This is a genomic window from Rhizobium viscosum (assembly GCF_014873945.1).
GTDB lineage: Bacteria > Pseudomonadota > Alphaproteobacteria > Rhizobiales > Rhizobiaceae > Rhizobium > Rhizobium viscosum.
The window spans coordinates 3,862,375-3,878,150 of record NZ_JADBEC010000001.1 but is presented as its reverse complement, the minus strand read 5'-3'; the positions used below and the strand labels follow the sequence as shown (position 1 = coordinate 3,878,150).

20 protein-coding genes are annotated in these 15,776 nt (G+C 58.9%); 9 read left to right on the top strand and 11 right to left on the bottom strand.

Annotation, left to right across the window (positions count from 1 at the left end):
- The 5 genes from H4W29_RS19135 to H4W29_RS19115 all read left to right on the top strand — a co-directional run bounded on the left by H4W29_RS19135 (window position 1) and on the right by H4W29_RS19115 (window position 4,026).
- Window positions 1-1,035, top strand: a complete 1,035-nt coding sequence (locus tag H4W29_RS19135; RefSeq protein ID WP_192730319.1) for a major capsid protein — start codon at window positions 1-3, stop codon at window positions 1,033-1,035.
- Window positions 1,036-1,096: 61 nt separating this feature from the next.
- Window positions 1,097-1,507 (top strand): Bbp16 family capsid cement protein, encoded by a 411-nt coding sequence (locus H4W29_RS19130; protein ID WP_192730318.1) that lies wholly within the window; start codon window positions 1,097-1,099, stop codon window positions 1,505-1,507.
- Entirely contained in the window at window positions 1,500-1,814 is a 315-nt protein-coding gene (locus H4W29_RS19125) for a hypothetical protein (RefSeq protein WP_192730317.1), read from the top strand. The genes H4W29_RS19130 and H4W29_RS19125 overlap by 8 nt, the downstream gene beginning before the upstream one ends.
- Before the next feature lie 174 nt (window positions 1,815-1,988).
- Window positions 1,989-3,635, top strand: coding sequence for an SGNH/GDSL hydrolase family protein (locus tag H4W29_RS19120; protein WP_192730316.1), 1,647 nt, complete (start codon window positions 1,989-1,991; stop codon window positions 3,633-3,635).
- A 142-nt stretch (window positions 3,636-3,777) separates the two neighbouring features.
- Window positions 3,778-4,026: a hypothetical protein gene (locus H4W29_RS19115; RefSeq protein ID WP_192730315.1), complete on the top strand. Its 249-nt coding sequence runs from the start codon at window positions 3,778-3,780 to the stop codon at window positions 4,024-4,026.
- Here the strand turns inward: H4W29_RS19115 and H4W29_RS19110 are convergent.
- Window positions 4,023-4,430 carry a hypothetical protein gene (locus tag H4W29_RS19110; protein WP_192730314.1) on the bottom strand — a complete coding sequence of 136 codons (408 nt, stop codon included), beginning with the start codon at window positions 4,428-4,430 and terminating at the stop codon, window positions 4,023-4,025. The two genes, H4W29_RS19115 and H4W29_RS19110, sit on opposite strands and share 4 nt — an antisense overlap.
- A 239-nt stretch (window positions 4,431-4,669) precedes the next feature.
- On the opposite strand from H4W29_RS19110, the gene H4W29_RS19105 reads away from it, so the two are divergent.
- Complete coding sequence (locus tag H4W29_RS19105; RefSeq protein WP_246517236.1) at window positions 4,670-5,191, top strand: hypothetical protein; 522 nt, start codon at window positions 4,670-4,672, stop codon at window positions 5,189-5,191.
- 643 nt (window positions 5,192-5,834) lie between these two features.
- Here H4W29_RS19105 and H4W29_RS19100 read toward each other — a convergent pair.
- From H4W29_RS19100 to H4W29_RS19070, 7 genes are all read right to left on the bottom strand, one after another.
- Window positions 5,835-6,164, bottom strand: a complete 330-nt coding sequence (locus tag H4W29_RS19100; protein ID WP_192730313.1) for a hypothetical protein — start codon at window positions 6,162-6,164, stop codon at window positions 5,835-5,837.
- Between the two features lie 511 nt (window positions 6,165-6,675).
- Window positions 6,676-7,179 carry a GrpB family protein gene (locus tag H4W29_RS19095; protein ID WP_192730312.1) on the bottom strand — a complete coding sequence of 168 codons (504 nt, stop codon included), beginning with the start codon at window positions 7,177-7,179 and terminating at the stop codon, window positions 6,676-6,678.
- 31 nt (window positions 7,180-7,210) lie between these two features.
- Complete coding sequence (locus tag H4W29_RS19090) at window positions 7,211-7,432, bottom strand: hypothetical protein (RefSeq protein WP_192730311.1); 222 nt, start codon at window positions 7,430-7,432, stop codon at window positions 7,211-7,213.
- Window positions 7,433-7,641: 209 nt separating this feature from the next.
- Window positions 7,642-7,905 carry a DUF982 domain-containing protein gene (locus tag H4W29_RS19085; RefSeq protein WP_192730310.1) on the bottom strand — a complete coding sequence of 88 codons (264 nt, stop codon included), beginning with the start codon at window positions 7,903-7,905 and terminating at the stop codon, window positions 7,642-7,644.
- Between the two features lie 151 nt (window positions 7,906-8,056).
- A complete protein-coding gene (locus H4W29_RS19080; RefSeq protein ID WP_246517235.1) occupies window positions 8,057-9,529 on the bottom strand; it encodes a calcium-binding protein in 1,473 nt (490 codons plus the stop codon).
- Window positions 9,530-9,871: 342 nt separating this feature from the next.
- Window positions 9,872-11,344, bottom strand: a complete 1,473-nt coding sequence (locus H4W29_RS19075; protein WP_246517234.1) for a calcium-binding protein — start codon at window positions 11,342-11,344, stop codon at window positions 9,872-9,874.
- 424 nt (window positions 11,345-11,768) lie between these two features.
- A complete protein-coding gene (locus H4W29_RS19070; RefSeq protein ID WP_192730307.1) occupies window positions 11,769-12,062 on the bottom strand; it encodes a KTSC domain-containing protein in 294 nt (97 codons plus the stop codon).
- A gap of 378 nt (window positions 12,063-12,440) precedes the next feature.
- Here H4W29_RS19070 and H4W29_RS19065 point away from each other — a divergent pair, with 378 nt between their 5' ends.
- Window positions 12,441-12,647: a hypothetical protein gene (locus H4W29_RS19065; RefSeq protein ID WP_192730306.1), complete on the top strand. Its 207-nt coding sequence runs from the start codon at window positions 12,441-12,443 to the stop codon at window positions 12,645-12,647.
- A gap of 49 nt (window positions 12,648-12,696) precedes the next feature.
- On the opposite strand, the gene H4W29_RS19060 is transcribed toward H4W29_RS19065, so the two are convergent.
- The 3 genes from H4W29_RS19060 to H4W29_RS19050 all read right to left on the bottom strand — a co-directional run bounded on the left by H4W29_RS19060 (window position 12,697) and on the right by H4W29_RS19050 (window position 14,129).
- A complete protein-coding gene (locus H4W29_RS19060; RefSeq protein ID WP_246517233.1) occupies window positions 12,697-13,101 on the bottom strand; it encodes a hypothetical protein in 405 nt (134 codons plus the stop codon).
- Window positions 13,102-13,251: 150 nt separating this feature from the next.
- Window positions 13,252-13,758: a hypothetical protein gene (locus H4W29_RS19055; RefSeq protein WP_192730304.1), complete on the bottom strand. Its 507-nt coding sequence runs from the start codon at window positions 13,756-13,758 to the stop codon at window positions 13,252-13,254.
- A 107-nt stretch (window positions 13,759-13,865) separates the two neighbouring features.
- On the bottom strand, window positions 13,866-14,129 hold the full coding sequence (locus H4W29_RS19050; protein WP_037107444.1) for a KTSC domain-containing protein: 264 nt from the start codon (window positions 14,127-14,129) through the stop codon (window positions 13,866-13,868).
- A gap of 252 nt (window positions 14,130-14,381) precedes the next feature.
- On the opposite strand from H4W29_RS19050, the gene H4W29_RS19045 reads away from it, so the two are divergent.
- Both H4W29_RS19045 and H4W29_RS19040 read left to right on the top strand, forming a co-directional pair.
- Window positions 14,382-15,074 carry a GntR family transcriptional regulator gene (locus H4W29_RS19045; RefSeq protein ID WP_192730303.1) on the top strand — a complete coding sequence of 231 codons (693 nt, stop codon included), beginning with the start codon at window positions 14,382-14,384 and terminating at the stop codon, window positions 15,072-15,074.
- A gap of 7 nt (window positions 15,075-15,081) precedes the next feature.
- Entirely contained in the window at window positions 15,082-15,774 is a 693-nt protein-coding gene (locus tag H4W29_RS19040; protein ID WP_192730302.1) for a GntR family transcriptional regulator, read from the top strand.
- The last annotated feature ends 2 nt before the right edge of the window (window positions 15,775-15,776 follow it).

The window sequence follows — 15,776 nt, the reverse complement described above, 5'->3', positions numbered from 1 at the left end:
ATGGCCACCATTGGCAGCTACTACCCCAATCTCGTTGACGCATTCAAAGGCTCTGCCGAAGGCGCCGTCATCGAGCTTCTCTCCCAGCAGAACCCGATCCTCGACGACGCGATGGCCGTCGAGTGCAACATGGATGCCGTGCACCGCCACATGGTGCGCACCGGCCTGCCCTCGGTCTCCTGGGGCCGGCTCTACCAGGGCATCAAGCAGTCGAAGGCCACCATGCAGCAGGTGGACGATACGACGGGTTTCGTGCATGCCCGCTCCGAAATCGACATGCGCCTGCTCGATCTGGCCCCCGACAAGGCCAAGGCCCGTCTCGTCGACACCATGCCCTTCATCGAGTCCCTGAGCCAGGAAATGGCCTCGGGCCTCTTCTACCACGATACGGCAACGACGCCGGAGAAGTTCAAGGGCCTCTCGGCCCGCTACTCCGCCTATAACCCCAACCTGCCGAACGTGGCGCAGCCGAACATCGCCAATCAGGTCGTCAACGGCGGCGGCACGGGGGCCGACAATACCTCGATCTGGTTCGTCACCTGGGGCGACCACGCCACCCACCTTCTCTACCCCAAGGGCACGAAGGCCGGCGTCAAGATCGACGACAAGGGCGAGCAGCGCGTGCTGGACGCCAATGGCGACCCCTACTACGCCAAGGAAACGCTCTATACCTGGCATATCGGCGCGGCCGTGAAGGACTGGCGCTACAATGCCCGCGTCGCCAATATCGATGTCTCCGACATGATGGCCGGAACCGTCGACCTCTGGGCGCTGATGCGCAAGGGCTACTACCGCCTGCAGTCGCGCCGCCTGAACGCCAAGGCAAGCCGCATCGCCATCTACATGAACAAGGATGTGCTCGAAGTGCTCGACGTGCAGTCGTCAGACCGCGCGCTGACCTCCGACCGGCAGAACACGGTGCACCTGACCACGCAGTTCGTCGAGGGCCAGGAAGTGAAGTTCTATCGCGGCATCCCGATCCGCGAGACGGACGCCATCCTCAACACCGAAGCCGCCGTTCCGGCGCTCGCCTGATCGTCTCAAGTCCCGCCGCCTCAAGCGGCGGGCGCCCCTCCTTTAACGAAAGGCATTCGACATGATTTTCGACCGGCAGACGCTGCTCTCGGACGCGCAGGCTATCACCGCAACCGGCCCCAGCACCAATGTCATCAATCTCGGCCCGATCAAGCAGGGTCTGACCCGCGATATCGGCAAGGGCGAACCGATCCCCTTCCTGATGCAGGTGGTGGAAAGCTTCAACAACCTCACCTCGCTCGCTGTCACCATCCAGACCGACGACAACGAAGCCTTCCCCTCGCCGAAGGCCGTCATCACGACCACGCTCAACCTCGCCGATCTCAAGGCCGGCAAGATCATCCCGCCGAGCCATATCCCGCGCGGCACGGACGAGCTCTACCTGCGCCTGCTCTACACCGTAACGGGGGCTGCGCCGACCACGGGCAAGATCACCGCCGGCTTCACCGCTGGGGTTCCCTCGCATGGTTGATGTCGTCGCCACCGAGCGCGGCTATTTCGGCGGCATCCGGCGCGAACCCGGCGAGCGCTTCAGCTTGCCGGACGCGCTCTGGAAGGACGAGAAGCGCCGCCCGACATGGGTGCGGCTTGCGCGGGCCAGCGACAAGACCGGCGCCAAGGCGGAAGCGGAACCGGCCGAGAAAAAGCCGGCCGCAAAGCCTGCAAAGCCGTTCACGCCTCCCGAGCCTGAAGGCAACGGCGTGCAGGAAGCCCTCGGCGGCCCCGCCCCGGACTGGGTGCCGCCGGAAATCCAGAACTCCTCCCCGCCTGGCGACTGACAATCCCCGATCGACAGGCCACCTCTGGAGCGCCGTGCGTCCATTCGGACGCACAAAGGACGCTCCAGCTTTTTTATTCGACGCATCGGGCTTCCGAAAATCGATTCCGATTTTCGGGCCGATGCTGAGCGGCTTCGGCCGCTCTTTTTTCTTGTTCAGCGAGGAAGAGCGCCGATGGCGAAACTCTATAATATGCAGCGCGTCCAGGGCGTCGTCATCGTTGCCGACGGCACGCAGATGTTCAACAACCGCCCGGTCATCGGCATTCGCGATGTGGGCGAGACCACCCTGTTTACCGACAACAAGCCTGTACTCGGCATCGACATCATCAGCGATGGCGCGACCGTCTATAACGACCTCCCCGTGCTCGGCGCCGTCAGAATATCGGACGGGCGCAGCCTCTATGGAAATGCGCCGGTCATTCCCGTGAAGGGTGCGAACGTCGCGGTGCCGCTTCCTGCCCTGCCGCTGCCGGCAGGCGCAAAGGTCATGGGCCTCGGCCACAGCTTCATCGGGCTGGGTGCGCTGCAGACCTATGCTGCCGGGCAGACGGCGACGAACGGCCATACCGGCTTCTACGAGAATGGCCGCACGGTCCTCTCATGGATCAAGGCAGCCGATGGCCGCTTCAATCTCGATATGTTCGCCGAACTCGCCCATCCCTTCTTCGCGCCAAGTTCCTTTGCGGCCTTTTCGGGCGCCATGGGCGGAAAATCGGGTGATTGCCTCAACCCTGTGGCTGGTTCGGAAGTGCAGTTCCCCGGCACGCTGGCCCGCACCGATTATGCGCTGAGCCAGAAACCCGACATCGTCTATATCGACATCGGCTACAACGATATCGTCCGCAACAGGACGCTTGCGGCCATCCTCGCGGACCTCGACACCCAGATCCGGCGCATCGTTGATGCCGGCGTCTATGTCATCCTGCAGACGCTGAGCTGGACCAGCACGCTCGACGACGATCCGGCCAACGATAACCCGGAATGGCCGGGCATTCTCGCCGGCATCAATGCCTGGATCCTGGATCAGGAAGACCGCGACGGCGTCGTGCTCTGCAACACGCTTGCGCTCGATGGCCCCGCCTCGGGCATCGCGCCGGCCATGTTCGTCGACGGGCTTCACCCCAAGCCCGACCTGATGGCAAAACGATCAGATATCCTCCTGCCGATCCTGCAGGGCATGGTTTCGGCCGGAGAAACGCGATCACTCGATCCGCTTGCCGCCTACAACGTCTTCCCGCCCAAGGGCACGCCGGGCACCACGGGCACCAAGACCAACGTCACAGGCGATGTCGCCACCGGCATGCGCCTCGTCCGCGGCACCGGCACCTCGACCTATGTCGGCAGCAAGGAAGTGGTGGCAACAGGAAACGAGAAGCAGGTCATCACGATCACGCCCGTCAACGACGCGCTCGCCGTCCATACCGTGACCTACGGCCTGCCGTCCGCTCTCAGCCTCATAAGCCTCGGCCTCGCCGCCGGCGACTGGCTCGAGATCGAAGTCCCGGTCGAGCTCAACGACTGGGCAGGCTGGGACTACCTCGACAGCTCCATCCGCGGCCCGGTCCAGATCGCCAACACGGTGACGGTGACAAGCGGCGCCTGGACGACGGGCAACTACATCGGCGGGCGCGGCCGTTCCCTCATCTGCAGCTCGAAACTCTGGCTGCCGACCGGATTGACGATGACGAACATCCGGCTCGATAATCTCGTGGTGCTGCGGCATCTGTGCAATACGGGAGGCACCGGAGTTGCCAAGATCGGGGCGCCGGTCATTCGCAAGATTGGCAGTCCGAGAGCGGCTTGGGAGCTGGCGGCCTGACACCCACCGTCTCTGAAGTGGGTTTCCTTGATGCTTCCAGTTTGTCGCTCAGCAGCAAGAACAATATTCCTGCTACAATGAAGGCCTGCTCGGCACAATAAAGCGTCTGGCCCCGCCTGATGCGGTCCAAGGGGGCGATCCAGTGGTCTCTACCTATCCGGCTACGATCGTCCCTATATCCTATGACCAGCGCTACATCGACGGAACGAATATTCGCTCATCGGACCGGCAGCTTGACATCAGCAGCGTCGGTTTGGCGATCAAGCCGACCGTCGGTGACCAAGCTCTGACAGCCGACGGGACCGCCTATCACATCATTGCCGGCGACCCGAACAACTTCTACGGCGCTATCGACGTCGTCTTCATCGTACAGGGACGATCGATTGCCTAGAGCCGTCGCTGTATTTTGACGGCTAGAGCGATGTGCTCCACGCTATCGCCATCGATGGAAACGCGCACGCGGGTTTCGTCGAGGCTTCTTTCAACAGGTGAAAAGAGCAGTATGTCGCTGCGCTCGTTGCGAAAACTCGAGCTCGGTGGTGCGGGATGTGGTGGGACAGATTTCTGCGCTGCGGGCTTCACGTCTTCGGGTGATGCCAACCATCCGGTGATCAGAAGAACGATCGCGATCAGCCCTAAGGCAACGACGATCCCGCCAATTAATAACAGTCCATTCCGGTCGAAATCCGCGTACTGGCCGCTTAGGGCGCCTGTTAGGACGCTACCGATCATGGTGAAGGTAATCGCTTTTGCGCCGTTGAAACAGAAGTCGGCCATTCGCTCGTTACGGGTCATGTGTCCTCACATTGTGCTGTGGCTTCAGTAGCAATCAAGCGAGAACGAAGCATCAAAACCTTACATCGACTTTTAGCGACGGGACGAAATTGACTGTCGCAACAGAAAGGAAAGCATCATGACGAAAGTGCTCTTGCACCGCTCAAGGCCCGAAAGCCGGGTGTGATCCTGGATATCCCGCAGTCGGAAGCTCCAACGGCACGCCCGGCACGACAGGCACCAAGACCAACGTCACCGGCATGCGCCTGGTCCGCGGCACCGGCACCTCGACCTATGTCGGCAGCAAGGAAGTGGTGGCCGCCGGAAACGAAAAGCAGGTCATCACGATCACGCCCGTCAACGACGCGCTCGCCGTCCATACCGTGACCTACGGCCTGCCGTCCGCTCTCAGCCTCACAAGCCTCGGCCTCGCCGCCGGCGACTGGCTCGAGATCGAAGTCCCGGTCGAGCTCAACGACTGGGCCGGCTGGGACTACCTCGACAGCTCCATCCGCGGCCCGGTCCAGATCGCCAACACGGTGACGGTGACAAGCGGCGCCTGGACGACGGGCAACTACATCGGCGGGCGCGGACGTTCCCTCATCTGCGGCTCGAAACTCTGGCTGCCGACCGGATTGACGATGACGAACATCCGGCTCGATAATCTCGTGGTTCTCCGCCACCTCTGCAATACTGGCGGCACCGGAGTTGCCAAGATCGGCGCGCCGGTCATTCGTAAGCTTGCTGTTGATCCCCGGGCTGCATGGGATTTGTCGGCCTGACCCCCATGGTATCTGAGGCGGTTTTTTTGGATGCTTTGATTTTGTCCCTTAGCAGCAAGAGCAATATTCCTGCTACAAGGAAGGCCTGCAAGAACAAGTACGTGTACAAGATCCACCATAACATGGTTCAATCACTCTCTCCATCGGTGAGGGTGACATAGGACAGCCGATCTCGAAGAAACAGGGACGAAGGTCTGATGTTGCGAGAGATCGTTGAAAAGTAGCCAGCGCCCCATCATCAAATGATGCTGGCGGCTCTTTGCAATCTGCGGAATAATTTCACGGCAATCCAGCCCGCGATAACAACGACGATCAAACCCGCGATCGAACAAAGCGCCGGCGTAAGCCATGCCCTTGCAAAGGAAACCATGAAGATAACAGCCCTGCTCGGCGAGGAGCGGCGGGATCCCGATTTCAACATGAAAAGGGCGCCCCCCGGTCAGGGAGGGACACCCTTTTCATGCTGACTCTGAACGCACATTACACCGCTGACTCTGAACGGACAGCTGAACAGAAGGTAGCTGACGGACGGCGGTCTGTAATCGGACTAAAGTCCGATGCTTCACAATCCTTTCGTGTGAGGGATCAGTGAGCGAGTTGCGCTTCGGTCGTTATCAGATCGATGAAATCATGGCTGTCGCCGTCATCTTCCAGCGAGGACCTTCCTGCCGAACAGCTTCGTAAGCAAGGCCATGGCCGCATGCCAAGCAACCGGCATGGCAGAGGGTCGGCGAACGATCGGCTGCAGGCCTTCTTTGGGACGGGAGCGCGGTGTCAGATGGATCTGATCCCCCATGGACCAATCATCGCCTTCCCGAACGTCTGCGCGCCCAGGCGAAATCGCCTCTTTGACGATCTCATTCTTTGAGATGGCACTACCGGAAAGCTCGCGCTTATCCGCAGCAACAGCCTGTATCAACTTGTCTATGTCGTAAACTTGCTGCGTTTCTTCAAATAACTGCTCGATACCCATTCCACCTGACCCGGAAACCTCAACCCGGAGGCAGCGGTATCAGGTTGCAAATTGCACGTAAATCGCGCAGCGCCTCAAGGCCGGAAGAAACTCCAATCAAGGTCAATCGGTAAGGTTAAATACCCAGTCATCTGCGGTTGGAAATTCTGGCTTCCGCCTGGGCCGACGATGACGAACATCCGCCTCTCAAGAGACCTCTGCAATACGGCGGCACCGGGGTTGCCAAGAACGGGGCGCCGATCATCCGCAAGATCGGCAGTCCGAGAACTGTCTCGGAACTGGCGGCCTGACCCGCCACCCCAAACGAAACCCGCCAAGGGGTGTTGGCGGACTTCTCAGGAGAAAGAGTTGAAAAGGGCGCTCGGGGTCAGGAAGAGACACCCTTTTCGTGCTGACTCTGGAGGCATCAGCCGAACAAGAATTAGCGGGATGATCGTCGTCTTCAATCGGACTAAAGTCCCACATGCCACCATCATCTTGGGTGAGTACCAACACAGCCGCCTGCAAGTGACTACGCGGGAGGTGGCCCGATCAAGGCATTGATATAGGGAGCCTTTTTCGCCAGATACTCTTCGATGCCATCGCGGTTGGTCGCCTCCAGTTCCAGCTTGAGATCCTGATACTGCTGCCGAACGGTCGGATCGCTTCTCAAGAGATCGCGGAAGCGAAGCATTCGCTCAATCTGCCAATGGCCGGTCACGCAGACATGGACCTTATGAGTGCGCACTCCATCGATGTCCCTGCGATAGAAATGATGTCCTGCCGACAGATCCCTTCCCCGCACATATCCCAGCATACGCATGGAGCTGTCTCGTGCAATTTCATTTCGGTGTTCCCGCACTTCGACCAGAAGATCGATTTCCGGTTTTGCTGAAAGTCCGGGAACGGCGGTGCTGCCGACATGAAAGATGTCGACAAGGTCGGGGGCGAAAGTGACAGCGATGCGCTCTTTCTCCGCAAGGAACATAGCGGGCCATCGGCTGTCATAACCGGAGATTTTACTGGTTAAGGTCATTGCAGGCTGCAGCGCTGCTGGAAAGTTCCCATCAGGTCCTGTCTCCGGCAGCAGATACCAGGGCTTTCAGCTGGTCGAAATTGTGCACGCCCTGACGATACAGTTCGATGGTAACGGCGGCGATGCGCGCCGTCTCCTCCTCATCCCCGTCAAGCTTGAATTCTGCCTTCACGGCATCCAGGACGCGCTGGCAAATGGCGAGGTCTTCCGACGTCATCGGTTGATCGCGCCCGCTGATGTGACGTTCAATCATACGATCCCTCCATATTGGAAACCGGGACTCGAGATAATTTGGGATAGCAAATTTTCAAGCGTGTCCCGCCGGAATCTGCGGGCAGGCAGAGGCCCGACCCCTCGTGCTGATCGAGCCTCCCCCATGCCACCTCATCAAGGCTGAGCATGGCGGCGGGTCCACTACGTCAATCGCCGCCGCGCGTCAATCGCCGGAGCGATCCTTCGGGGTCAATGAAAAACGGTAAGCGCTGTAACACCAGCTTCGTCTGCGGCCCGGATGATGGCCGCTCTGAGCTCATCGGCTCCGGCTTTACCGGTCATTACGTCGAGACAGGCTTTCACGGCAGACAGAAACTCCTCGCCATCGTCGGATGGCCAGTCTTTCATCAGCGCATTGGCAGCTTCCCCGACCGTCCGGACGACCAAACGTCTGTTCTCATCCTTGAAGACAAGGATGACCGGATCGAACGATGCTGAAGTGTCCCATTTCATTACGCTTGGTTCCCGACGAACTAACATATCGGTAACCTTGCAAAAGTCATGCCGCTGCACGCTTCGGTTAGGCAATTGCAGTCGGATGCATGGCTGAATGACGAAAAACGGCCGGCGAAGGCCGGCCGTTTCAGATCGGTGACTGCGCTTCTCAGACCAGCAGAGAGCTGTTGATCAAGATGTCGCTGTGATCGAAGAATGCCTTGTTCGCACCGATGAAGGCGATGTCCTGTGCGGCATGGGCCGTGCCGGCGCCATCGGCGTCGTAGGAGAGAATGCCCGAAGCGGCATTGTAGATCAGCTCCGGACCGGCCTTCGTCCCGACAGCACCCCACTTGTTGACGATCTCGAACGATGCGGCATCGACCATGCCGTTATTGTCGAGATCGAGGCCGGTGAAGGCATTGCCGAGCGAGATCTTGTCGTTGGCATCGAAATCCCAGATCGAGTCCTTGTTGGCGGCCCCCATCTCGTTGAAATGGAACGTATCCGCCCCACCCTTGCCATAGAGGCTGTCATTGCCTGCACCGCCGGCGATGATGTTGTTGCCGGCATTGCCGGTGATCATGTTGGCAAGACCGTTGCCGATGCCGTTGATGTTTGCGCTGCCGTTCATGCGCAGGTTTTCGACATAGGCATTGTCGTTGAGGTTGACGCTGACGGTCGCCCAGATCGTATCCGTGCCGCCGCCTGCCGCTTCGTCAACCACGCGGTCGCCGGCATTATCGAAGACATAGCCGTCGTCACCTGCAGAGCCATGGACCGTGTCGGCACCGGCGCCGGCATCGATCCAGTCATTGCCCGATGTGCCGTAGAACGTGTCGGCGGCAGCCGAACCGATGATGTTCACGCGCTCCACCGAGGTCAGCGAAACGGTCGAGTGGTAGCCGTCGGCGCCGAGGATATCGTAGACGACGGTGTTGCCATCGACGGTCGCCGTAACCTGCAGGGCGCGAGAGAAGTCGAGTGCAGCGTTGTCGGTGCCGTCTTGACCATCAAAGATTGCCGATTGGCCGTGAGCGAACGCCCAAGGGTCTTCTCCGCCTCCCAAGCCCTGCTTGTAGACCAGCGTATCGTCACCGGTGCCGCCGGTGATGAAGTTGCGCGAGTCATCGCTCGTGACCAGGAATTTGTCGTTGCCTTCGCGACCGTCGAGAAAGTTTGTGCCTGCGAAGCCGTCGATTACGTTGTTGCCAGAGCTTCCGTTGATGTTGTTATTAAGTTCGTTCCCGTAGCCTGAAGAATTACCCTCCAGAAGATTAAGGTTTTCGATGTCAGCCCCGAGAGTATAGGTCAAAAGCGTTGTGGAAACGGTATCGGTCAAACCGAAATAGCCGCCGAGTTCGATCACTTTATCGCCGACATCATCAACGAAATAGGTGTCGCCCTCTTGTCCTCCGATCATTGTATCGGCACCGGCACCACCATTGATGAAGGCTGATAGGCCGTAATCCACCTTAATGTAATCACTGCCGGCGCCCGTCAGGATGGTGGCAAAATTTGTGTTGTACACGTCAATATGATCATCGCCGTTACCCCCGTAAACACTGAGGCGGTCTGCCTCCAAGTCATAGGTATTCAGCGGCGTATCGGAGGATTGGCCGTCAAAAAAGGCCTGATTCATCACACCATCGCCGTCGAGATAGAGCCCCCAAGGACCCGATCCGAGAGTAAGTCCAAGCGAGGTATCAAAAGAACCTATCGCGAGCGAAGTAACGGAAGAACCACCCGTAAATGTCGTGCTGTCGACAAACTGACCGAAGTATTCGTATGTGTCACTCGTCAAAGTAAGAACAATCGTCCCCATAAAAAACCCCACAAAAAATCTGCGTACGCGGGATTTCTTTCATGGTTGCAACCAGAAGTCAAAGCATCGATTAACAAATTTCTAATATCGTTGCAGCAGAGCCATAATAAAAAGACGGCCGGCGAAAGCCGGCCGTCCCCAATGCGGTCACTGCGCTTCTCAGACCAGCAGAGAGCTGTTGATCAGGATGTCGCTATGGTCGAAGAATGCCTTGTTCGCACCGATGAAGGCGATGTCCTGTGCGGCATGGGCCGTGCCGGCGCCATCGGCGTCGTAGGCGAGAATGCCGGAAGCGGTATTGTAGATCAGCTCCGGACCGGCCTTCGTCCCGACAGCACCCCACTTGCTGACGACCTCAAACGATGCGGCATCGACGACGCCGTTATTGTCGAGATCGAGGCCGGTGAAGGCGTTGCCGAGCGAGATTTTGTCGTTGGCATCGAAATCCCAGATCGAGTCCTTGTTGGCGGCACCCATCTCGTTGAAATGGAACGTATCGGCGCCACCCTTGCCGTAAAGGCTGTCATTGCCTGCACCGCCGGCGATGATGTTGTTGCCGGCATTGCCGGTGATCATGTTGGCAAGGCCGTTGCCGATGCCGTTGATGTTTGCGCTGCCGTTCATGCGCAGGTTTTCGACATAGGCATTGTCGTTGAGGTTGACGTTGACGGTCGCCCAGATCGTATCCGTGCCGCCGCCTGCCGCTTCGTCAACCACGCGGTCGCCGGCATTATCGAAGACATAGCCGTCGTCACCTGCAGAGCCATGGACCGTGTCGGCACCGGCGCCTGCGTCGATCCAGTCCTTGCCTGACGCGCCGTAGAACGTGTCGGCAGCGGCCGAACCGATGATGTTCACGCGCTCCACCGAGGTCAGCGTGACGGTGGAGTGGTAACCGTCAGCGCCGAGGATATCGTAGACGACCGCGTTGCCGTTCACCGTTGCGGTCACGGACTGCGCAAGCGAGAAGTCGAGTGCAGCGTTGTCAGTGCCGGCTCCGCCTTCGAAATATGCTGACTGTCCGTGGTTGAACGCCCAAGGATCTTCTCCGCCTCCCAGGCCTTGCTTGTAGACCAGCGTGTCATCGCCGTTGCCGCCGCCGACGAAGTTCCGCGAATGATCGCTGGTAACAAGGAACCTGTCGTTACCGTCCCCACCGTAGAGCTCATTGTTGCCGGCGAAGCCATTGAGGACGTTGTCGCCGTCGCTACCGAACATCCGATTGTCGAGTTCGTTGCCGTAGCCTGACGCATTGCCCTCAGCTAGATTGAGGCCTTCGATGCCGGCCCCGAGAGTATAGGTCAATAGCGTTGTGGTAACGGTATCCGGCGGCCCCCAAACGCCGCCGAGCTCGATGACCTGATCGCCGACATCGTCAACGAAATAGGTGTCACGCTCGCCTCCTCCAATCATTGTATCAGCGCCGGCGCCGGGATTGATGAAGGCATCCCGGCCATCATTTATCTTGATGTAATCATTGCCGGCGCCCGCGAAAATCATCGCGGAACCTGCACTCGTTACTTCGATATGATTATCGCCGTTGCCCCCGTAAATACGGAGTTGGTCGGCAATCAAGCCGTAGGTATTCAGCGGCGCATCCGACGATTGACCGCCAAAGAAAGCATTGTTCATGACCCCGTCGGCCAAGAGATAGGTCAGAAAATCTCCCGATCCGAGAGTAAGGCCGAGAGACGTCTTAAAAGAACCTATAGAAAGGGAAGTACCGGCCGATCCGCCCGTAAATGTCGTATCATCGATAAACTGACCGAAGGATACGTTTCCAGTCTGAGTAAAAACAAGTATACCCATAAAAACCCCCTAAAAATTCTGCGAGCGGGGGATTTCTTCCACAGCCACAACCAGAAGTCAAAGCATTGGTTAACGAATACCCAATACTGTTGCATCGCAGCAATATTTTAGATCATATAAATATATAGATACTATAGGGCGCCACCTCGCCCATCAAAAATGAAGGGTAAACTGGCTTTCCGCGGGCCGAAATACAGCAATGTTGCGCCCGAAAGACGCAAATTCCGATCATCATGTGGCCGGCAAACTAAAAAAGAAACCACAGGAACACGCCCAGCAACAGCGCTGCGGCGATGAACTTCAGGATCGTGACGGGAGACGGGGGAGGCTTCCTGCGCGTGACGACATATGGCTCGATGATATTCTGGAAAAATATGTCCCGGTCTTCGGGTCGCGTGGACATCAGCTGTGCGTAGCGGGATTTCGTGATGCCGCTTGCATGGGCGCTGCCGCCATCGGCGTACAGGATCTCAAGGGTGCGATCACGCTCATTGTACTTCACCTTCCGCACCTTGTGACACTCAAAGGAAGTCCAGGTCATTGTAGCGTCCATATAGAATTTTTCCCGATGTGAAGGACTATTGCCCACTTGCGGCATGCGATAATCAGGCAGACTACATAGTTACCGATGGCGCTGACCTTGACAAATTGCCCATAATAGTTAGCCGCGAAAAATTCTTTAGCTGCAATGCTGACCCGCACCTGTTTGCGACCAGGATGTGACGGTCGTTATATCTTTTCGTGGAAAGCCGGGGTAGGAGACGGCAGGGGGAGGATAAAGATTCGTCTCCTGCTGGATTTGCAGCATCGGCAGCGGGCAAGCGAGAGTGGACAGCAGGAAAATCCACCGGCGCTTCCGGGTTGCAACCGACTGAGGAAAGCGCTGCTCAGGTGAAAAGCTCACCTGCCAAGATACGCGATGAAGCCACTGCACTACCTCGTGATCGTCTTCGTAGCGCCGCCGCTCATTGCGCTGGCGGTCGGGATCTTCGTCATCGCCTCGTCGTTCCGTAATGAGCCGGCGGACCCGCGTTCAACAGGAACGATCGGCGTCAGAAAAGGCGGCAGGATCGGCAATCCCGGCTACGTGCTTCCGCCGCCGCAACCAGGCGGCGACTTTCAATAGAATTGCCAAAACCGTGACGCTCGCCCCGCCGTTTGGCCTTCACGCCCGTTCACGACTTTCTTGCAATCGGCGGCAGAATGACCAGCGGATTGCCGGGATCATAGCTCATCCCCGGCTTGCCCCTCCCGGGCTTGAGCAATCCTTGCGCAAGATGGCCGTCCGGGCCGAAGAGATAGGCGCTTCCCGCGCAGAGATGGGCAAGCGCGCGGTAATCGAAATAGCGGAAGGAACTGTCTGCGAGAAAGGCCGCCTCGTTATAGGCCTTGCCCATGATCTCCGCAAAGCGGGTCTCGGTCATATAGGCATAGAGCGCCTTCTTGTTGAGCGATGCACCGCTGCAGAGAGTGGCGAGCGAATTGGCGAGCTTGACGACCCTCAATGTCTGGGCATCCGGGTTGTCGAGCGGCTTCATCGCCTGGGCGACGTAATGGTTCGTCGCCGGATCGTTGGTCATGGATTTTTTCCAGGAGGCCGGCAGATCCTCGGCTGTGGCCGAGCCGAGAGATGCAAGGTCCGCCGAAGCGATCGCAAGAATCGCGGCGAAGAGACGAAATCTGAAATGATAAGCCACGATATCCCCCATTCGGGCACCCCTGCCCTGTTGTCAGCGCTGCTTCAGCTCAAGCCGGATCCTGTAGAAATTCTCTGCATCCGCCGTCGCCTTCACATCGCATTGCTTGGTGCCGACGGCGACCGTCGCGATGTCGCGGACATCGGTGGTCAGCCAGATCGGCGCCTCGCGCGTATAGGAGCGGCCGGGCAGCGCGCGCCAATTGGCGAAGAAGATGCCGATCTCCTCGCCGGCCGCATTGAGGAAGCCTGCGACGACGCAGACCTGATCGTCGTCATCAGGGTCTTCGTTCTTCAGCGTGATTCGCGACATGACGGAATTCGTCTTCGGGTCGGCGCGGAAGGAGAAGCTGTAATATTGCGGTCGCTTCCAATCCCATTTGTCGTCGACGAGCATGCAATATCCATCCTCGGCGGAAAGACATTCCTGCGCTGCGTGGACGCGCCAGACATAGTTCTTCCATCCGTCCTCGTTGGGAACGGGGGCATGGTCGCTGGTCAGGAGGCCAAGGGCGATGGAGAGCTGTTTGAGGGTCGGCATACCAGATGCTCGCTGGATTCGCCGTAGCGCGCAAGCCCCTGACATCTGGGCCTTCGGGCCGAACCGGACGATTCGGCCTATGTCATCTCAATCTCTTGCAGGCGCGGTCAGGACAATTGACCGCGCTTGCCGGTGACCATGCGAAGCACCTGTTTCGCGCGTCCTTCAGCACCTTCGGCCGAGCGCGGATAAGCATCGCGGATATGGCGTGTGTAATACCAGCCGGGCGACGTGGCCGTGATCAGGTTCTCATAGACGACCGGCGGCACGTTGAAATATCGGCGGTGGCCCTTGAGGCGAATCTCGATGTCGAGGACCCCTGTCGACGGGTCGTAGGCAACGGATTTCACGAGTTTTGACGAAAGTTCCATCGTTGCTCCCTATGCTGCGTCGCACAATGGAACCATGGTTGGGACAATAGTCAAGCCTTTGTAATGTCTCGGGACACATTACCTCACAAGCCTTGCCTAACGTGAATGTCGCTCTAAAAGGCCGGTTTTCCACGCAAATTGCCGCCCTGCAGCATTTCGCCTCACCCGCTGCTTGCCCCAAAATCCGTTTTCCGTTGTACCCACCCGAGTTCTCCAGCTATATAGGAGAAAATGCAAAATCTCGGAGAAACCATGCGACAGGAAGATATCGAGGAAACCGTTGCCGAGAGTGGCTACAGGCAGATTCGCGCCGATATCATCTTCGGTCGGCTTGCGCCGGGTCAGAAACTGAAGCTCGAAAATCTCAAAGGTGCCTATGGCACGAGCGTCAGCACGCTGCGCGAAATCCTGAACCGGCTGACCTCGGAAGGGCTCGTCGTTGCCGAAGGGCAGCGCGGCTTCGAGGTGGCAGGCGTTTCCGTCGCCGACCTCAGGGAGATTGCGGCGCTGAGGCTGCTGCTGGAGGAACATGCGCTGGAACAATCCTTCGAACAGGGGGATGTGGAATGGGAGGCCCAGCTGGTGTCGGCCCATTACAAGCTGGCACGCATGGAAAAGGTCATGGCGACGGGCGATACCAGCCAGGCCGAAGACTGGAAGCGCTATGACTGGGAGTTTCACCAGGCGCTGATTGCCGCCTGCGGCTCGCGCCTTTTGATGGAAACGCATTCGGCCGTCTTCGACAAATACCTGCGCTATCAGATGGTGGCGCTTTCCTATCGCGGCAGCGTGGCGGAAGAGGAGCACCGGCAGTTGCTGGAGACAGCCCTCAGGCGCGACAGCAAGACCGCCAAGGAGATCCTGCAGCGCCATATCCAGGCGGGCGTCGAACATGCGCTCGGCCGGGGGCTGCTGGCCGCCCTGCCCGCGCAGGCCAGGGGATGACAGCCTGATGCGCAGCGAAAAACCCGTGCCGAAAATGGCAAGCGAAGCCTCCGAGACGATCAGCGATGTCGTCTTCCGGCAGGTCCGGCAGGATATCATCTCCGGCGTGCTGGCGCCGGGCACCAGGATCAAGCTCGAGCAGGCGCGGGAACATTATTCGATCAGCGTCTCGTCGCTGCGCGAAATCCTGAGCCGCCTTGCCATGGAAAACCTCGTGCTCGCCGAGGGCCAGCGCGGTTTCGAGGTGAGCCCGGCCTCGATCAAGGAGCTGGAGGAGCTTGCCGATCTCAGGACCGTGCTCGAAACCCATGCGATCGGCCTTTCCTTTGCCGCCGGCAACCTGGAATGGGAAGGCCGCATCGTCGCCGCCCACCACAAGCTGGCGGCGGCCGAGCGGAAGCTTCTGGCGGGCGATGCCTCAAGGACCGTCGACTGGGTGCGTTATGACTGGGAGTTTCATCAGGCGATCGTCTCCGCCTGCAATTCGGCAACGCTGATGGCGACGTTGTCCTCGGTCTTCGACCGGTTTCTGCGCTATCATATGCTGGCGCAGAGTTTTCGCGGACAGGCTGTGGTGGATGATCACAAGCTGCTGTTCGAGCTGGCGCTGAAGCGGGATGTCGAGGGTGCCAGGGCGGTTATTCGGCGGCATGTGCAGAGTGGTGTGGCGCATGTGCTGAAGAGTGGGCGGATTGGGTGAGC